14 protein-coding genes are annotated in these 16,027 nt (G+C 55.1%); 7 read left to right on the top strand and 7 right to left on the bottom strand.

The window, feature by feature from the left end; all coding sequences use genetic code 11:
* The first annotated feature begins 291 nt into the window (after nt 1-291).
* Both DF283_RS03795 and DF283_RS03790 read left to right on the top strand, forming a co-directional pair.
* A complete protein-coding gene (locus DF283_RS03795; protein ID WP_303673381.1) occupies nt 292-1,512 on the top strand; it encodes an acyl-CoA dehydrogenase family protein in 1,221 nt (406 codons plus the stop codon).
* A 161-nt stretch (nt 1,513-1,673) separates the two neighbouring features.
* Complete coding sequence (locus tag DF283_RS03790) at nt 1,674-2,582, top strand: proline dehydrogenase family protein (protein ID WP_303673380.1); 909 nt, start codon at nt 1,674-1,676, stop codon at nt 2,580-2,582.
* A gap of 184 nt (nt 2,583-2,766) precedes the next feature.
* On the opposite strand, the gene murJ is transcribed toward DF283_RS03790, so the two are convergent.
* From murJ to DF283_RS03775, 3 genes are read right to left on the bottom strand one after another with little or no spacing between them, the layout of a single operon-like run.
* Entirely contained in the window at nt 2,767-4,437 is a 1,671-nt protein-coding gene (murJ, locus tag DF283_RS03785; RefSeq protein ID WP_303673379.1) for a murein biosynthesis integral membrane protein MurJ, read from the bottom strand.
* Nucleotides 4,438-4,483: 46 nt separating this feature from the next.
* Nucleotides 4,484-5,218 (bottom strand): AAA family ATPase, encoded by a 735-nt coding sequence (locus tag DF283_RS03780; protein WP_303673378.1) that lies wholly within the window; start codon nt 5,216-5,218, stop codon nt 4,484-4,486.
* A 3-nt stretch (nt 5,219-5,221) separates the two neighbouring features.
* Nucleotides 5,222-6,910, bottom strand: a complete 1,689-nt coding sequence (locus DF283_RS03775) for a tRNA nucleotidyltransferase/poly(A) polymerase family protein (protein ID WP_303673377.1) — start codon at nt 6,908-6,910, stop codon at nt 5,222-5,224.
* 104 nt (nt 6,911-7,014) lie between these two features.
* Here DF283_RS03775 and DF283_RS03770 point away from each other — a divergent pair, with 104 nt between their 5' ends.
* A complete protein-coding gene (locus tag DF283_RS03770; protein ID WP_303673376.1) occupies nt 7,015-7,326 on the top strand; it encodes a hypothetical protein in 312 nt (103 codons plus the stop codon).
* Between the two features lie 481 nt (nt 7,327-7,807).
* Here the strand turns inward: DF283_RS03770 and DF283_RS03765 are convergent, their stop codons facing one another.
* Nucleotides 7,808-8,515 (bottom strand): UbiX family flavin prenyltransferase, encoded by a 708-nt coding sequence (locus DF283_RS03765; protein WP_303673375.1) that lies wholly within the window; start codon nt 8,513-8,515, stop codon nt 7,808-7,810.
* Between the two features lie 434 nt (nt 8,516-8,949).
* Here DF283_RS03765 and DF283_RS03760 point away from each other — a divergent pair, with 434 nt between their 5' ends.
* Nucleotides 8,950-9,717 (top strand): hypothetical protein, encoded by a 768-nt coding sequence (locus DF283_RS03760; RefSeq protein ID WP_303673374.1) that lies wholly within the window; start codon nt 8,950-8,952, stop codon nt 9,715-9,717.
* 21 nt (nt 9,718-9,738) lie between these two features.
* Here the strand turns inward: DF283_RS03760 and DF283_RS03755 are convergent, their stop codons facing one another.
* Both DF283_RS03755 and DF283_RS03750 read right to left on the bottom strand, forming a co-directional pair.
* Nucleotides 9,739-10,131 carry a CoA-binding protein gene (locus DF283_RS03755; protein ID WP_303673373.1) on the bottom strand — a complete coding sequence of 131 codons (393 nt, stop codon included), beginning with the start codon at nt 10,129-10,131 and terminating at the stop codon, nt 9,739-9,741.
* Nucleotides 10,132-10,225: 94 nt separating this feature from the next.
* Nucleotides 10,226-10,693: a GNAT family N-acetyltransferase gene (locus tag DF283_RS03750; protein WP_303673372.1), complete on the bottom strand. Its 468-nt coding sequence runs from the start codon at nt 10,691-10,693 to the stop codon at nt 10,226-10,228.
* Between the two features lie 288 nt (nt 10,694-10,981).
* Here DF283_RS03750 and DF283_RS03745 point away from each other — a divergent pair, with 288 nt between their 5' ends.
* A complete protein-coding gene (locus DF283_RS03745) occupies nt 10,982-12,070 on the top strand; it encodes an ABC transporter permease (protein WP_303673371.1) in 1,089 nt (362 codons plus the stop codon).
* 13 nt (nt 12,071-12,083) lie between these two features.
* Complete coding sequence (locus DF283_RS03740; RefSeq protein ID WP_303673370.1) at nt 12,084-13,193, top strand: ABC transporter permease; 1,110 nt, start codon at nt 12,084-12,086, stop codon at nt 13,191-13,193.
* Nucleotides 13,194-13,465: 272 nt separating this feature from the next.
* Here the strand turns inward: DF283_RS03740 and DF283_RS03735 are convergent, their stop codons facing one another.
* A complete protein-coding gene (locus tag DF283_RS03735) occupies nt 13,466-14,758 on the bottom strand; it encodes a hypothetical protein (protein ID WP_303673369.1) in 1,293 nt (430 codons plus the stop codon).
* Nucleotides 14,759-15,246: 488 nt separating this feature from the next.
* On the opposite strand from DF283_RS03735, the gene DF283_RS03730 reads away from it, so the two are divergent.
* Complete coding sequence (locus DF283_RS03730) at nt 15,247-16,023, top strand: hypothetical protein (RefSeq protein ID WP_303673368.1); 777 nt, start codon at nt 15,247-15,249, stop codon at nt 16,021-16,023.
* The last annotated feature ends 4 nt before the right edge of the window (nt 16,024-16,027 follow it).

The following is a 16,027-nucleotide window of genomic DNA, read 5'->3' as shown; positions in this document are numbered from 1 at the left end:
TCCGAACAGGGGATCAGCGTTTCGCAAAAGCCGAAATGGCAGCGGTCATTTCGCCAACCGGGAAATTCTCTTCTTCCGCAGTTTGAGCCCCCTCAGTGTTGCCTGTTTGTGTTTTAACGTATAATGATGCTTGCAGTGGTTCGCTTCGTGAGGGTACATTTCATTCCGGGGAACACAGCCACCCGCAAAGCCATGCTATAAAATGACACACCACCTGCCAGCATCAAGGTTTCTTAAAAAAGCGTCAAAACCAGTCAACACCAAGTATAAGAGTGATTCGGGGTACTTATTATGAATTTTGAATTGACCGAAGAACAACGGCAAATTTGGCAATGGGCCAAGGAATTCGCGGATCAGGAAATTGCCCCGGTTGCCGCCATTAACGATCAGGATTCCAAATTTGATTTTGACCTGCTGAAAAAAATCGCCGATCAGGGCTTTTTCGGGGCTATTTTGCCGGAAGAATACGGCGGACAGGGCATCGATCACATCTCCTACGCCCTGATGACCGAGGAAATCGCCCGGGTCTGCTCCTCCACCCGCACCCTGTTTTCGGTGCAAATTTCTCTGGTGGAAAAGCCCATCTGGTACTTCGGCACCGAGGAACAAAAAAAGAACTACCTGCCCCGTCTGGCCACCGGTGAAATCATCGGTTGCTTTGGCCTGACTGAACCCAACGCTGGCAGCGACGCCGGGAACCAGCAAACCATGGCCACCCCGGATGGCGATTATTACGTGCTGAACGGCCAGAAAACCTGGATCTCCAACGGCTGCATCTCGCAAGTGGCGCTCATCATCGCCCAGACCGATAAATCGAAGGGCCACAAAGGCATGTGCGCCTTTTTGGTGGAAACCGACACCCCCGGTTTCAGTACCCGGGAAATCAAACCCAAGCTGGGTTTACGGGCGTCCATCACCTCCGAACTGTTTTTGGACAATGTGCGGGTGCATAAATCCCAAATGCTGGGCAATCCGGGGGAAGGCTTTAAAGTGGCCATGTACTGCCTGGATCAGGGACGCTTCAGCGTAGCCGCCGGATCCGTGGGTGTCAGCCAGGCCTGCATTGATATTTCCACCCGCTACGCCATGGAACGGGAAGCCTTTGGCCAGAAAATCGGTGAGTTCCAGATGTTGCAACAACTGATTGCCGATATGGCCGCCGACTGTGAAGCCGGTCGCTTTTTGGTGCTACACGCCGCTGACCTGAAGGACAAGGGCGTGCGCAACACCCGGGAAACCTCCATGGCCAAACTGTTTTGCGCCGAAGCGGCCATTCGGGCCTCGAATAGCGCCGTGCAGATCTTTGGCGGGTACGGCTTCTCCGAGGAATACCCGGCGGCCCGCTACTACCGGGATGCCCGTGTCCTCAACCTGTACGAGGGCACCAGCCAGATCCACCGCCTGATTATCGCCCAGGATGAACTGGGGATTCGTCCGGCCAACGGACCTGGCAGCCCCATGACCCCGCTGGATCGGCTGTCTCCACGTGTGCCTTTGCCAGCCCGGATTTGAAACAGATAAGCCCAGCCTTCCCGGTTCAGGCTGCTTCATGCCACTGTCCATGATGGGGATGAACCCAAAGGAAGGCACAGCGCCCCACCCCCATTTTCCGCTATGATAGTGTCAGACTTATAGCGAGAAAACGCAAAAAACCGCTTGAGATGAGGGCCTCCATGCGCATTCTGGATCAACTGGTCGTGCTTGCTTTACCCTTTGCCCCCAAGGCATTGGTTAAACAATTCGCCTGGCGTTATGTGGCCGGAGAATCGCTGGAGGAAATGCTGGAGACGGTTCGTCAGCTGAACGAACAAGGGGCCATGGCCACCGTTGACGTACTGGGCGAATTTATTCACATACCGCAGGAGGCCCATCAGGCCGCCGCCCTTTATAAAACCGTGCTGGAGGCCATTGCCAAAGAGCGGTTAGATGCCAATATTTCCGTAAAACTGAGCCAAATGGGCCTCTTGCTGGACAAAGCCCTGTGTTCCGAAATAATGCACGATTTGGTGGCCACTGCGGCCAAAGCCCGCATTTTTGTGCGCATTGACATGGAAGATTCGGCCTGCACCAGCGATACCATTGCCCTCTATCTGAAGCTGCGCAGGCAATTCGATAACGTGGGCATTGTGCTACAAGCCTACTTGCGCCGCACCGTGGGCGATGCCCGACAGATTATGAGGAATTTGAGCAAGATTAGCAGCCCGGCCAATTTCCGGCTTTGCAAAGGCATTTACCGGGAACCCCGCACCCTGGCCTGGCCCAACCACACGCTCATCAACAAAAACTACACCCTTATTCTGGAAGAAATGTTCAAGCAGCAAGCCTATGTGGGCATTGCCACCCACAACGAGGAACTGGTGTGGGAAGCGTTGCGCCTGATTGATCAGTATCGGTTAAAGCCCCACGAGTATGAATTTCAGATGCTCTTGGGCGTGGATCCGGAATTGCGGCAAATTCTGCTGAACGGCGGACACCGGGTGCGGGTTTATGTCCCCTTTGGCAAGGACTGGTTTGCCTACTGCACCCGCCGCCTGAAGGAAAACCCCTCCATTGCCGGACATCTGCTGAAAAATTTATGGTGAGGCAGACCCGTCGCAACCCGTATATAAAGCTGCGCGCAGCTCGAACACACAATAGAACTATTTCTGGCAGCACTGCCAAACATCCATTTATAACTCGCTGTACTCAAACCGTTATAAACGGGTTGCGACGGGTCTGCCTCACCCAATTGATGATTACAGGACGTCGGTAACGAACACGCCGTTATTAAGATCGGCTAAAGCGTTTCAGCAGGCGCCCGCCAATGCGCTCCTGCAAATACTGGGCCTCACTGACTTTTAACTGCAAGGTTACCAGCACGTACACCAAAATACCGATAGCGGCGGCCACAGCGATCCGCCCGTATTCCCACAGGGCAGGGGCCACCGGTAACCCTTGGAGTAATGGCACAAGTTGCGGCAGTAATTCCAACAACCACTGACTGCCAAAACAGGCCGCCATCATCAATAAACCCGCCATGGCCAGTTTGCCAAAGGGCAATATCATTCCCCGAAATCCCAAGTCCGGAATGTGTTTTTTGGACAGAATGCCCAGCAAGGTCATGTTGATAAAGGTCACCAGCGTGATAGCGGCGGTAATACCCCCCACGCCCAGGTGCAACTGGGTCACCAGTAGCCAGTTCAGCGCCGCTTTGACCCCAATGGCCAGCAGACCCACCATTAAGGGGGTTCGGGAATCCTGAAAGGCATAAAAAACCCGGGTAATGGAATCTCTGGCGAAGTAGGGAATAATTTGCAAGGCCTGATAAACCAGGGCCAGCGACACCAGCTCGGTGGCCCGGGCATCGAACTTGCCGTGCTGAAAAATCAACCGAATGAGCGGCTCGGTATACATCATCATCAAAATCAGCAGGGGAATGCTGATCAGCCACAGGGAAATCACCCCGGTTTTGAAAGTGCGCTTGATCTCTTCAAAATTGCCCTCGGCGGCGGCCCGGCTGAACCGGGGGAAAATGGGCACCAGCAAGGCCGTTTGCAGCACCCCCAAGGGCAACTGCACCAAGCGATTGGACAAGGTGACCGCCGACCACCCCCCGGCCCCCAGCGAAGCGGCAAAGAACATATCCACATAGGTCACCAACTGCCCAATAGTGGTGCCCACGGTGGCCGGAAACAACAACTCCCCGGCCTGACGAATTTCCGGCGCTTTCCAGTCCAAAGCGGGCTTTAACGTAAACTTCTGGCGAAAAAATTCCGGCAACTGCATGACCACCTGTAAAATGCCACCGGCCAACGTGGACCAAGCCAGCACCATGCCCGTGGTATCGCCGGGCACCAGCCACAATCCCAGGAGAATCGTCACGCTCATGGCCACTGGCGATAACGACGGCCACACAAAGCAATTGTAGATATTGGACAGCCCGTACAAAATGCCCACCACCCCACCGGCCAGAATACAGGGACTCATCACTTGCAACTGGGCGGCGGCGGACTCAATCAGGGAAGGGGCCGCTCCGTGCAAAATCAGCCCCATAATGGGGCGGGCCAGCAAAAAGGTAAGAATCGACAAGGCCGTAAACACAATGCCAGTCAGGGTGATAAAGGTACTGGCCAAGTGTCTGGCACGCTCAGAAGGGGCCTCCTGATCTTTAATCAGGCGGGAGAACACAGCCACGGTGGCCGTATGAAACGGCCCGCCCAGTCCGCCCAGCAAAATAATGGCGAAGGAGGGCAGTTGAAAGGCGGCGTAATAGGCGTCACTGACCAGCGAGGTGCCATAGGCGTACATGACCGCCCAATCGCGAATAAAGCCCAGCAGCTTACTGAAAATGGTTACGGCGGCAATGAGCCCAGCGGCCTTTAACAGGCTGGGAGTCCGGCTGGGTTTGGGTTGCGGGAGGGAGGACTGCTCGTCGGCGATGGGGGATTCTGCGCTCATAGTATTGCCCATTATACGCTGAGGTCACGGATTGGGATCGGTGGCGTTAGTAAGGAACTCGCAAATTCAGGGCCTGCTGAATGGGCAACAAATCCACGCCCAACTCCGTAATGCGAAACAGATTGCCCTGCTGCAAGGCTTCCACCGAGATGCTGGGGCTGTAGGCAATCTCTCCCAGATAGGGAATGTCCGTATGCCCCCGCAGAAACAGGACATCCTGCTCCCAATCCGGTACCCGCACCGGTTGGGTTTCCACAGCCATCCAGCCAATGGCCTTGGCATCCCGAGACCACAGGTAAGACAACATGGGGGCCAGCGTGCCAATGACGTCAGGACTTTTGGTCGTCACCAGCACCAAAGGGATCTCCAGCGCCTTGGACAAATCCACGGCGTCATTCAATTCCACATCCACAAAGCGAATGGGAGAGGCCAAACTGCCGGGAGCTTCCAGAATGTAGGGGTACACCCGCTTGCGGCAAAGCTCTTGCAAGTGTTGCCAATCTCCGGCGGTCACCTTGCGGGGAGATGGCTTGGCAAACAATTCCAGCGGCTGCTGGGGCGGATTGAGTCGATCGAAAAAAGCCTGCTCATAACCATCGCGAATGGTCACTTCCGGCTGAAAGCTGAAAGGCTTGATGGCCTGCACCGTAAAGCCCAGATCGTTCAACACCCCGGCCAGCCCGGCACAGGCCACGCTTTTGCCACATTTGGGATGGGTGCCGACCACCAGCAAGCCCCGGGCATCCAGCAGGTTTCGATCGGGCGGCTTCACCTCCCACATTGCCTAGCCCCCCGCTTCAGGGGCATGATTCCGCCCTGATTCGGCTTTTAATTCGGCCAGTCGCTCCGCGTGAGCGGCCAGCTGATTCTGGATGTACTGCACCTCTTCCAGTCGATCCGGCACCTGTCCGGCCAGTTTGGCATGCAGCAACTGATCCAGCAACTGGCCAATCACCTTGCCTTCCGGCACTCCCAATCCGATTAAATCGTTGCCGTCCAGCTCCACCTCGGTTTTTTCCCACTTGCGTTTGTATTTTACAAAAGCCTCCAGCACGATTTTATAGCGATTTCCCCCGGCCAAGGCCAACTCCAATATGCAGACGACCACCGTAATCAAATGCAGCCCATAGAAGAGATCGTAAATGGCCCCCGGGGATGAATACTCATGCAAGGTGCTGAAACGCTCCGTCACCCCGTCCCTCAATTTGCGGAACTGCTCCACAAACTCCCGCTCGTTGCGGGTTAAGCCCAATCGGGCCAGAGTCTTCTGAAAGTCTTCCGGTTCCAGATCCCGGAACAAAAAGCACAGGTAAACATCGAACACAAAATCAGCGTCCACAAACGGGCTCAGCGGCTCCATCAACTCCGGCAAAACTGGCCCAACGCCCGCCAGTTTTTCAATCAATTCCGGGCTGGGAGAAAAGACCGTTTCCATATTGAACAGCCGATAACACTGATGCTGCATAAAATAGCGTAACCACTTGCTTTTGGCCGGTGACTCCTCCACCCGCAAAAAGCCTTTCAGCTCTTGCTTAATACGCTCGCCCCCGCCTTTATAGCAGACGGCTCCCACCTGTAAAAACCGCTGCAGCAAAGTGGCGGTTTCCTCGGCCAAATCAAAATCAAAACGGGCGCAAAACTTCAGGGCCCGCAAAATACGACTGGGATCCTCAAAGAAGGAGATGGGGTGCAGCACCCGGATCGCTCGCACCTCAATGTCCCGCAAGCCATTGGCGAAATCCAGTACCTGCCCCAGATGATGCACGGAAAACGAGAGGGCATTCACGGTAAAGTCCCGACGCACAATATCGTTGACCAGGGGTACGCCCCGGTTGACCACCACCGGCAAGGCCCCGCAGTGCGGATAGATTTCCTGCCGGGTAGAGGCCACGTCAAACATCAAATCGTCTTTGTAGCTGATTTTGGCCGTACCAAACTCGGGAAATTTCTCGATCAGGGTGAAATTACGGGAATTGGCCAGCAAAAAATCGGCCAAGGCCAAGGCATCGCCTTCCACGGTGATGTCCACATCCCGCACGGACAGGCGCTTTTCCTGATACAACAATAAATCCCGTGTAATGCCCCCAATCACATAGGCCTTCAGGCCCATTTTCTGGATCAGGGACTGCAATTCGTAAAGGGCCGCCACAAAATAGACCGGAAAAAACGCGGACAAGCGCTTGGCCAGGTCAAGTGTGGCCTGCATATTGGCCCGGTTCTCATGGCACAAGGGAGAGCGCTCCGGGATGGCCACACTGTCCACGGACAATTCTCCCAAACCCATGGTGGCCATTTTACTAAGGTCATCGCAAAAAGCCAGCCAAATCCGCCCCTGCGGGTCACTGAAGCTGACCGCGTCGGCGTGCTGCTCCCGGGCCAGACTTAAGGCATCGGCAATGGGCAGGGAGTGGGCCACCTCAATTCGGGCATCCTCCATTCGGGCATCTGGGTTTAAGGGGCGTTTATCGTTCATGATGGTTTGTTTATGGGTCGTTCTTCAGTGGATTGGCCCTTTTCGGGTCGGTCGTCTTTGGCGCCTGTTTTGACAAGCCTGCCAGCTGTACTATAATTCCTAGTATGCCAGAAGATTTCCGAAAGCCCAAGCTGACCCATTACCCCCGCATGACTTTACATTGCGAGTGCGGCAATGAGTTCAACATCAATGTCATTCGCCTGAAAAACGGCGAACCGGTGCTGTGCCACATCTGCGGCGAACTCTTCCCGGAGGAACTGGGCAAAAAATTCGCCAACGCCCTGCAAGAAATGTTTACCGTGAAATACGAGCTGGAAAAAATCAACAGCGGCTTCGACTTGTCCTTCATTTACAAATCCACCTTTAAGCAGCCACCGGCGCCTTACCCGTTTGAACCCACCGATTTCCCCGAATAGTCCTTTTCTTGGCACATCCGGCACCCTGTCTTTGCCCCAGAATAACAGCAAAAACTGACAACAAAATGGGCTGACCGGTTTTAGTACCACTACAAACACTGCAAAAGGCTAACAGCGATGAGTAGTATTGCCGGACTGGCGCTCTCCAGAAGTGCAGGAGCATGGAATCAGCTTCAGCAAAGACTGGGCGATAATTTATCGACGGAAAGCCTTCAAGGGATTACCAAACAGCTGGAAGGACAGTTTCCGCAACTCGTAAACGGGGCCTTTCCCAACCGGGAGAATAACCCGCAGGTTGCCAGTCCCCCCACGCAGCAGCAACCGGGCCTCGCCGCCCATGCGCCCACGCTGGTTTATCCGGGCTATACGTATCTTGGCTATTATGGGTATGGCAGGCCCTTGCCAATCAGGCCCAATCCACCCGCTCCTCTGGCAGGCTTGGCTCCAGCAGCAGCCGGAGCCGCAGCAGGCAGTAGAGTGCCTAGGGTTGCCCCGGGGCCGATGAGGCCCCAGCCGGTGGGATATGTTGCCCCCAGCGGGTATACAGGTCATGTCCCAGCCCAAACTGGTCCAGCACCTTACCAATGGTATAGTTAATCTGCCCGTCGATGCTGCCAAAGTCCGGCAGATAAAAGGTCAGCATGGGGGGCAGAATCACGGCTCCACACTGGGCCAGCATGCTCAAATTACGCAGATGAATCTGGTTGAAGGGGCTTTCCCGTGGCACCACCACCAGCTTACGATGCTCTTTCAGGGTGACATCGGCGGCCCGAGCCACCAGGGTATCGGTAATGCCGTTGGCGATGCGGCCCAGGGTTCCCATGGAACAGGGAATGACCACCATGCCCTGGGTCATGTGCGTACCGCTGGAGGGGGCGGCGTCCAGCCGGTTGTTTTCAAACACGTCCAATAAATCCACCATGGATTCTGGCAGATTGAGATGGTCCAGCACCCGCAGGGCCTTGTTTTGGCCGCCCATTTTCAGGCCGGTTTCCTCAAAAATAACCTGATAGGACTTCTCGGTAATGACCAGTTGCACCCTTTGACCCAGCTTCAGCAACTCTTCAATCAAACGAAAGCCCAGAATACTGCCGGAGGCCCCGGTAATGCCCACCACAATGGGTGGCTTGGGTCTTGGATTGGCCGGGGAAGGCTCAAGGGTCGAAGGCTCAGGGGTCGCAGGTGACATGGCAAGGCTCTCCAGTTGGTAAGCGCATGGCTATTGTATCCAAACGAACCCGTTTTTAATATGAGAAAACAGACCAGCCAGCGCTTGGCCTGTCCATTCCGTAAACCGAAAAATCACTAACAACTGTGCTTCCTGTTTGGGTTTGTTTCAATCAAGCAATTCATTCAAAGGGTTTCATAATGCTGCCTGCTCCACTACCACTACTGAACCCACCATTGTCCTATCCCTATCCGCTAGCCCCCTACCCGCAGGCCTTGAGCGGATCTCGGCATACCCTCGCAGGCCCTCTGGGCCTTTACCCGCTTCCCCAGCACGCTTCTAGTTCAACGTCATCGACTTCAGGCCCTTCCGGCTGGCCTACGCCGCCTGCTCCGTCCATATCCTCCATCACCCCACCCAAGCCGAATCCTTCACAGACGCCTTTAGGGGATCAAATGCTCAAAGGAAGACATGGTGTGGGCATTGGGGTCAAAAACGGTTTATTGTTCAGCCTAATCGCCGCTTTGCCCATTTGGGGCGTGGAGTCCTACGTCAACAACGCCGCACGAAAAAAAACGGGTGAACTCAAAGGGAATCTGATTCAAGAACTGGTAATCCTGACGGAAAGAGCCCGCCGACCCCACAACATGGTTTGGAGCAAGGCCCTGCTAAAGCCCATGCCCACCTTTTTAACCAGCGTGGCGGGCACCGCCTTGATCGGCATTTCGGCAGGCATGGCCCTGGGCCCCTGGTTTGTGGGGCAGGCCGCCAGCCGGTTTGAAGAAGTTAAAAAAGCAAAAGAAGAAGCCCGGCAAGGGCGTTTTCAACCCAAGCCGCCCACCCTGCGGCAACGGTTAAAGCTGGCCAAACCGCCCATCACCAACCCCGATCAGGCTTATCAACAGTTACTGGACAAGGAACTGAACAGCCAACATGCCTTTAAAGAGGGGGCCACTGCCGTTTTGCTTTTAAAAATGCTCCCCGCCCTGGCCCCTATGGCCGCAGTACTGGCCCTGTGCGGCATTCGAAACCGGCAGCTGGGCAAGAAAATCCCTTCAGCAGTCTGGCAGGCCCTGGATCAGTTCAAGTTAATCGACAACTTGAAACTGCTGATACAACCCGTGTTTCTGGTCAAAACTGCGGCCTTGCCCATCATGGGCGGGTTTATCGCCCAGCAAACCATCCCCTGGATCAGGCAGCAACTTGGCATCGACCCATCCTGAGAGATCCCCTATCAGACGGCGTCAGACCCAAGCCTGTTTCTGGATCATGATGCAAGCGTCATGCACCACTTCCATGCCGCCATCCTTGGCCTTTTGCACGGCCTCATCGGACTCGGAGCCGGGCTGGAACCAGATGCGCTTGATGCCCGCCGCCAGGCAGTCTTCCACCACTTGCAAGCTGGCCGCAGGGGGCACCACCAAATCCACCACATCGGGGATTTCAGGCAACGCCCTCACGGAAGCGTAGCAAGGATCGCCTTCCACGGTTTGCAGCTTGGGATGCACGGCAAACACGGTGTAGCCAGCGTCGCGCATGTCCCGGTAAATCTTGTTGCCATATTTGGCCCGATCCTCGGACACCCCGACCACGGCCCATTTGCGGTACTTGGGAAATTCAGCGATATAGTTGGACATAGCAGGCGCTCCTTCTCATCAGCCTCTCATACGGCCCTCTGGATTGGCATTATTATATCTGGCGGGTGCCCCGCCGAACAGGCATTGGGCCGTCTCAAAAAACCAGACGCATGCGGTAATGGGGAATGCCCGCTTCCATAAACTCAAAGCCCTCTTTCACAAAGCCCAGACGCTCATAGAAAGGCACTGCCCGGGTCTGGGCATCTAAAATGGCCTGCTGATAACCTTCCGCCTGGGCAAAGGTCAGCAGCTCCCGCATCAGTTTTTCGCCGATGCCTTGCCCCCGGCAAGCCTGACTGACAGCCACCCGTCCAATTTTAGCCACCGGACGGGCCTGACAAGCCTCCTGATAAGAAAGTATGCGGGCCGTGGCCACGGCTTGACCGGACTCTGCCTGCATGAACAGCCAATGCAAGGCATCGGCGTCAAATTCATCCCATTCCAACTCCGGCGGAATCCCCTGTTCTTCGATAAATACGGTGGTTCGTAAGGCCTGAGCCTTCACAAAGGCTTCCGGAGACTCCGACGGACGGAATCGTAGCATCTGTAAAACCTTGCTCATCGCTGAACCACCCTTTCTTTGCATGTTTTTAAACGCAGTAGCCTGAGGCCTTCTGGCATTCAGCCAAGGGGGATGTTCCTGCCAAGGGGCCTGGGGTATTCCCGGGGTTTCATATCCCCAGCGTTTAAATTGGTCTATGATCTTATAATACAAAAGAGGATTCATGGCGCGACCTTCTCATGGCTCGGGAATCCTTCCGATACCATCAAACGGGAATCAGAAAACGGCCACACACCCATCCCGAAAAGCCGTGGCCCCCTTCCAAGAGACTTTTGCAGACGGAGTTCAATGTCCATTCCACAGTACATTCTAAAACGACTGCTGGCAGCCATTCCCACCCTGCTGATCATCTCCATGATAGCCTTTTTCATGATGCGCTACGACTTTACGGTAGGCCCCATCAACATCCCCACCCCGGGAGGATCATGGCATATTATGGACGCCGTGCGGGTTAAAAACCCCATTAACCCGCTGGCCGGCATCGAAACCAACCCACAAATCTCGGAGGCCGCCAAGGCCCAGCAGCGGCACATGATGGGGCTGGATCAACCCATGTACATCCAGTACTGGCGCTGGCTGACCAACTTTTTCGCCTTCCACCCGGAAGCCCTGAAAAGCGGCAATCTGGCCGGATTTTTCACCCCCAGCCTGGGAAAAACCTTTGCCAATGAGGACGTGCTGGAGCTATTGCTTCAACGGGGCTGGAATACCGTGCAACTCAATCTGGTGGTCTTTTTCTTCTCCTGGCTGGTGGCCCTGCCCCTCGGCATTTTTGCCGCCCTGCACTGGCGCTCTTACACCGATCGGGCCATGACCGTGCTGGCCTCGGTGGGCATGTCCTTCCCCGGCTTTTTACTGGCCTTGCTCATGGCCGTTTTCGCCGTGAAAACCGGCTGGTTTCCCCTGGGCGGCATTCAAAGCGAAAATTACCCCAGCATGAACATTCTGGAAAAACTCTGGGATCGGGCCCTGCACCTGGCCCTGCCTGCCACCGTGCTGATTGTGGGCTCCCTGTCCAGCATTCAACGGCAAATGCGGGGGAACCTGCTGGATGTGCTGGCCGCCGAATACGTGCGTACCGCCCGGGCCAAAGGCCTGCCAGAGCATGTGGTCATCTACAAGCACGCCGTACGCACCGCCCTCAACCCGCTCATCACCATGCTGGGCTACGAGTTTTCCTCCCTGCTGGGTGGGGCCATCCTCATTGAAACCGTGCTGGGCTTTCCCGGGCTGGGGCAACTGGCCTACAAAGCGGTGCTGGAAACCGATACCAATCTGGTCATGTCCACCATCATCCTGTCCGCGGTTATGCTGGTGCTGGGCAACCTGATGGCCGATATTCTGTTGAAGTTTGCCGACCCCCGGATTGAACTGTAAGGAAGGCCCGGCCATGCTGAAAAAACAGCCCAACACCCCCGAACTGAACCTAATCCGCCAGATGTACCAGCGGCTGTACCGGGATCGGGTGGCCTTTGTCTCCCTGCTGGTGCTGGTTGGCCTGTACCTGATGGTGGCCCTGGCCGATTTTTTGGCCCCCTACAGCGAATCACGTTTTGATCGCAGTCTGGCCAAAGCCCCGCCCACCCCGGTCTATATGCTGGATGAAGCCGGTGGGCTGAGCTGGCCGTATGTGTTTCGCTACGAAAAACGCTACAACCCGGCCACCTTTACCCAGGAATTTACCCCCATCCTGAGCGAGAAATACCCCATTCGCCTGTTTCCAACGGCGGAACCCTATCGCCTGTTCGGCCTGATTCCCGGCACGATACGCCTGTTCGGGGTGGACGCCCCGGCCCAGATTTCCCTGCTGGGCAACGACATCAACGGTCGAGACGTGTTTTCCCGCATGTTGTACGGCGGGCAAATTTCACTGACCATCGGCTTCCTCAGCCTCTTTGTGGTGTTTCCCATTGGCATGATTTACGGCGGACTGGCCGGTTACTTCGGCGGCAAGGTGGATGATTTAATGATGCGCGTCGCTGAAATTGTGATGTCCATTCCCAGTTTTTTCCTGCTGATTGGTTTGGCGGCCATTTTGCCGCCCGGCCTGCCCAGTACCCAGCGCTTTGCCCTGGTGGTACTGATTTTGGCCTTCATCGGCTGGGCCGGACTCAGTCGGGTCATTCGGGGCATGGTGCTGTCCATTAAGAACGAAGAGTTCGTGGAATCCAGCCGGGCCATTGGCATGAACCCCTTTACCATTATTGTGCGGCATATCTTGCCCCAAACCACCAGCTACCTGATGGTGGCCCTGACCCTCAGCGTGCCGGGCTACATTCTGGCCGAATCGGGCCTCAGCTTTTTGGGGCTGGGCATTCAACAACCGGATGCCAGCTGGGGCAACATGCTGAAAGAGGCTCAGGACATTAGCAACATTATTGAACGCCCCTGGATGTTAATGCCAGGTTTCCTGATTTTTCTGGCGGTACTGGCCTTTAACGTGGTGGGCGACGCCGTGCGGGATATTCTGGACCCCAAGTCCCGCCTGGCCCGCAAGTAAGTTTTCTCGACCCCAAAAAATAAACCGGGCTGAAAAACAGGGCTAAAAATGAGAAAGGGGCAGAACAATGTCTGGCCCCTGGGGATAAATTCCCCTCACTTTCTTATTGTACCTCGGAAGCTCAGCTTGGTGTAATCCTCCAGCTTCCTGATAAAGCCCCTCACCCAAGAAATCCACTGGAATTGCCAGCGTTGGTTTTTCAATTGCTAATAGCGCGCTCTGTATCCAATCTCCCTATACATACATTCACTTCAGACAACCGGGCAGGCCCGTTAAGGACGATACTGGGCATAGGGATACGCCCTCTCCATGGGGGTAGGCTGAGAACCGTTGGCCTGCAACCGTTGTGGGGGCAGCGGCGGAATCACCTGGCCGGTAAACTTGGCGGTAGAAGCGCCGTTCGTGGCGGATTCATGATTACGGTAACCAATGCCGGTGCGGTACCCGGAAAAGGCAAAAAACAGGGGAATAAACGGTTCCATAATTTCCATCCCGGCTAACGCCAGCGCCGTGGGCAAATCGTCCACGTGCAAAATGGCGTCGGCGAATTCAATGCGCCGTTTTTCAGGGGCGTTCTGCGGCTGAGGGGCTTTGCCCTGTAATTTATCAAAGAAGGGATTCACCACTTTGGTGCCCAACTGGTTGGCGATTTTGCCCCCACCCAGAATGCCCAGACTCAAGCCCGTCCCAATAATGCCAAATTTGCCCACCCGAGCGACAGCGGGGTCTAACTTTTGCAAAAGTTGCTGCACCTGGGGCAGTTCCACAGTCACCAGCCCGATAGAAGCCCCCACCGCGCACAGGGCAATATTGGCCACAAACTGGAAAATTCCCTCTTTGCACATGTTCACGATGGCATCAGGATCTTGCACTTTGTTCACTTTATTAGCCAAAACACCGCCCAAGCCACCACTGATAACCGAGGCCAGACCCACGCTGAAGAAGTCGCGCATTTTCCACAGCTCGCCTTCTTTCACCGAAATCTCGCCTTTTTGCTCCACCTTGGTCAGCTTTTGCCAAATGGCTTTGGGCAATTCCCATCCTTTGCCCTCTAGAACTTCATTCTTCCCAATGGGCAGCAGTTCGTCCAAATCCGCCTCAATCTTAGCTTTGTCCAGGGCTTTATCCAGCTTCGGGGTATCCCGCATGCCCTTAATCAAATCCTTGAATTCCCGGACACTCAACTGCTGCCGTTGCTCAAAGGGCTTTGCCTTCAGCAGCTCCTGAATGACCGGGTACTGGTCCTTCAAATTCGCCAGCTTTTCGCCCAGCTCTTTCATTTCATACTGAATCAGCTTCTTGCTGGGTGGCTTCATCAATACGGCAGCGGCAGCCAGAGTCCCCGCCGTGGTGGCACCCAGTACAATACCATCCCGAATCAGCACTTTTTTTCGCTCCTGAGGCTGCGCCTTCCAGGCATCGTAGCCCATTAAGGCCCCCAGACCCGCCACGCCAGCAACGCCAGCCACCTTGGTGGAGGAGCGAACCACGTTGGGCTGATCCAGATAATGCCCCATAGCCCTCAGGTTAAGTTTCGTACTTGCGATTGCACTGCTCAAATCCATGCCGACGCGCTCCTGTAAAGGCCCCGACTGATGTTGAAACGGGGCCACTGACTTGCAATAACTAATCTGACGATTCGGTTGATATAGGAAACCCATTTGGCTGAGAATTATTCTCAACAATAAAATTAAATGATAAAGATTCTCACTTGTAAAGCACTACTGAGAGAAGTTCTCAAAAAAGATCTTGCCCCGGGTGCCCTTTTGCTTTAAAAAGAAAGCATCCAATTCAGGCCTAATCCGGTTTCTTGTTTGTGGCAGCGTTGAATAAGTGGGTGCCAATACCAACCGCCACACCATAGTGTTGTCGAGGGTGTTTTAGGGGCTTTGATTGTCCTGAGTGACGGAGACCAGTAGCCACCCGGGCGGGTTGCTGAACGCAGGTTAGGCCCGGCGCCCGAGCATTCTACATTTGTAATTATCATTTTTCTGTCTCTCTTTTTTCTTTATCTTCTTTTTTATCGATTTATGGAAGGAGTCGACTCACAATCATGATGACGCGTGCGCTGATCCCTCAGGCTGTTGCCAGCCCCCATTTCCCCTGGCGGCACTCCCAGCATAATGATGGCGACTCCCGTAAAAAAGCCAAAGACATTCCACCTCTGATCCGTCCCCATCATCCCACCCGCCCCGTTCCCTCGCAGGAGAAGCGCGCGACCACCCAGCGCGTTTTTGAAACCCTCAGCCATGAAAGTGAACGAAGCACAGGCAACCCTTACGGCCTGAAAAACTACACGCTGAAATACGTGTTGTACCACCCGCCCACCCAAACCTACTTCAAAGTGGATCGCCACAAATACCCACAAGTGGTCACCGCCGAACAGGCCAAGCTGATCTTTGAGAACAAGCTACAGAAAAACCCGCATGCGGGCCGTCTGAGTTTTGTGGATGGCTTTCATCAAATTAAACTGTCAGCCGCTCCGTTACAAGACAAGGAAGGCAGAGTGCTGGTGCGACTGAAGGGCCCCATTCTCTGGCCGCTGCCATCCGAAAAAAACAGTACCGAAGGAGCGTCTCCGGCAGACCCGGGAAGCGCCAGCGCAGCTCCCGCCAAACAGCACGGCAGGGCCTACCGTCCCTGGCAAATGGCCATCCGACGCTTTCAATCGGAGCAGGAAAAAGCCAAAGCCAACCAGTCGCCGGAAATGGACATTGTGGTGGAATTTACCAGCCTGCTTCCCGATGGCTACACCGAGGAACTGGAGGTCTTTCCCACCGAGGATTTACCAAAACTGTGGAGCCAAAAGCGCTTGGATCTGGAAGCCTAGACTT

Origin of the sequence: Vampirovibrio chlorellavorus (assembly GCF_003149375.1) — a bacterium.
In the GTDB taxonomy this organism is placed as follows: Bacteria; Cyanobacteriota; Vampirovibrionia; order Vampirovibrionales; family Vampirovibrionaceae; genus Vampirovibrio; species Vampirovibrio chlorellavorus_B.
Note: the sequence above shows the minus strand (reverse complement) of the source record. Positions and strands in the feature narration are given on the sequence as shown.

Excerpts from the sequence above, each read along its gene's own strand:
- DF283_RS03795 (WP_303673381.1), top strand. The coding sequence starts at position 292 with ATGAATTTTGAATTGACCGAAGAACAACGGCAAATTTGGCAATGGGCC.
- DF283_RS03790 (WP_303673380.1), top strand. The coding sequence starts at position 1,674 with ATGCGCATTCTGGATCAACTGGTCGTGCTTGCTTTACCCTTTGCCCCC.
- murJ (WP_303673379.1), bottom strand. The coding sequence starts at position 4,437 with ATGAGCGCAGAATCCCCCATCGCCGACGAGCAGTCCTCCCTCCCGCAA.
- DF283_RS03780 (WP_303673378.1), bottom strand. The coding sequence starts at position 5,218 with ATGTGGGAGGTGAAGCCGCCCGATCGAAACCTGCTGGATGCCCGGGGC.
- DF283_RS03775 (WP_303673377.1), bottom strand. The coding sequence starts at position 6,910 with ATGAACGATAAACGCCCCTTAAACCCAGATGCCCGAATGGAGGATGCC.
- DF283_RS03770 (WP_303673376.1), top strand. The coding sequence starts at position 7,015 with ATGCCAGAAGATTTCCGAAAGCCCAAGCTGACCCATTACCCCCGCATG.
- DF283_RS03765 (WP_303673375.1), bottom strand. The coding sequence starts at position 8,515 with ATGTCACCTGCGACCCCTGAGCCTTCGACCCTTGAGCCTTCCCCGGCC.
- DF283_RS03760 (WP_303673374.1), top strand. The coding sequence starts at position 8,950 with ATGCTCAAAGGAAGACATGGTGTGGGCATTGGGGTCAAAAACGGTTTA.
- DF283_RS03755 (WP_303673373.1), bottom strand. The coding sequence starts at position 10,131 with ATGTCCAACTATATCGCTGAATTTCCCAAGTACCGCAAATGGGCCGTG.
- DF283_RS03750 (WP_303673372.1), bottom strand. The coding sequence starts at position 10,693 with ATGAGCAAGGTTTTACAGATGCTACGATTCCGTCCGTCGGAGTCTCCG.
- DF283_RS03745 (WP_303673371.1), top strand. The coding sequence starts at position 10,982 with ATGTCCATTCCACAGTACATTCTAAAACGACTGCTGGCAGCCATTCCC.
- DF283_RS03740 (WP_303673370.1), top strand. The coding sequence starts at position 12,084 with ATGCTGAAAAAACAGCCCAACACCCCCGAACTGAACCTAATCCGCCAG.
- DF283_RS03735 (WP_303673369.1), bottom strand. The coding sequence starts at position 14,758 with ATGGATTTGAGCAGTGCAATCGCAAGTACGAAACTTAACCTGAGGGCT.
- DF283_RS03730 (WP_303673368.1), top strand. The coding sequence starts at position 15,247 with ATGATGACGCGTGCGCTGATCCCTCAGGCTGTTGCCAGCCCCCATTTC.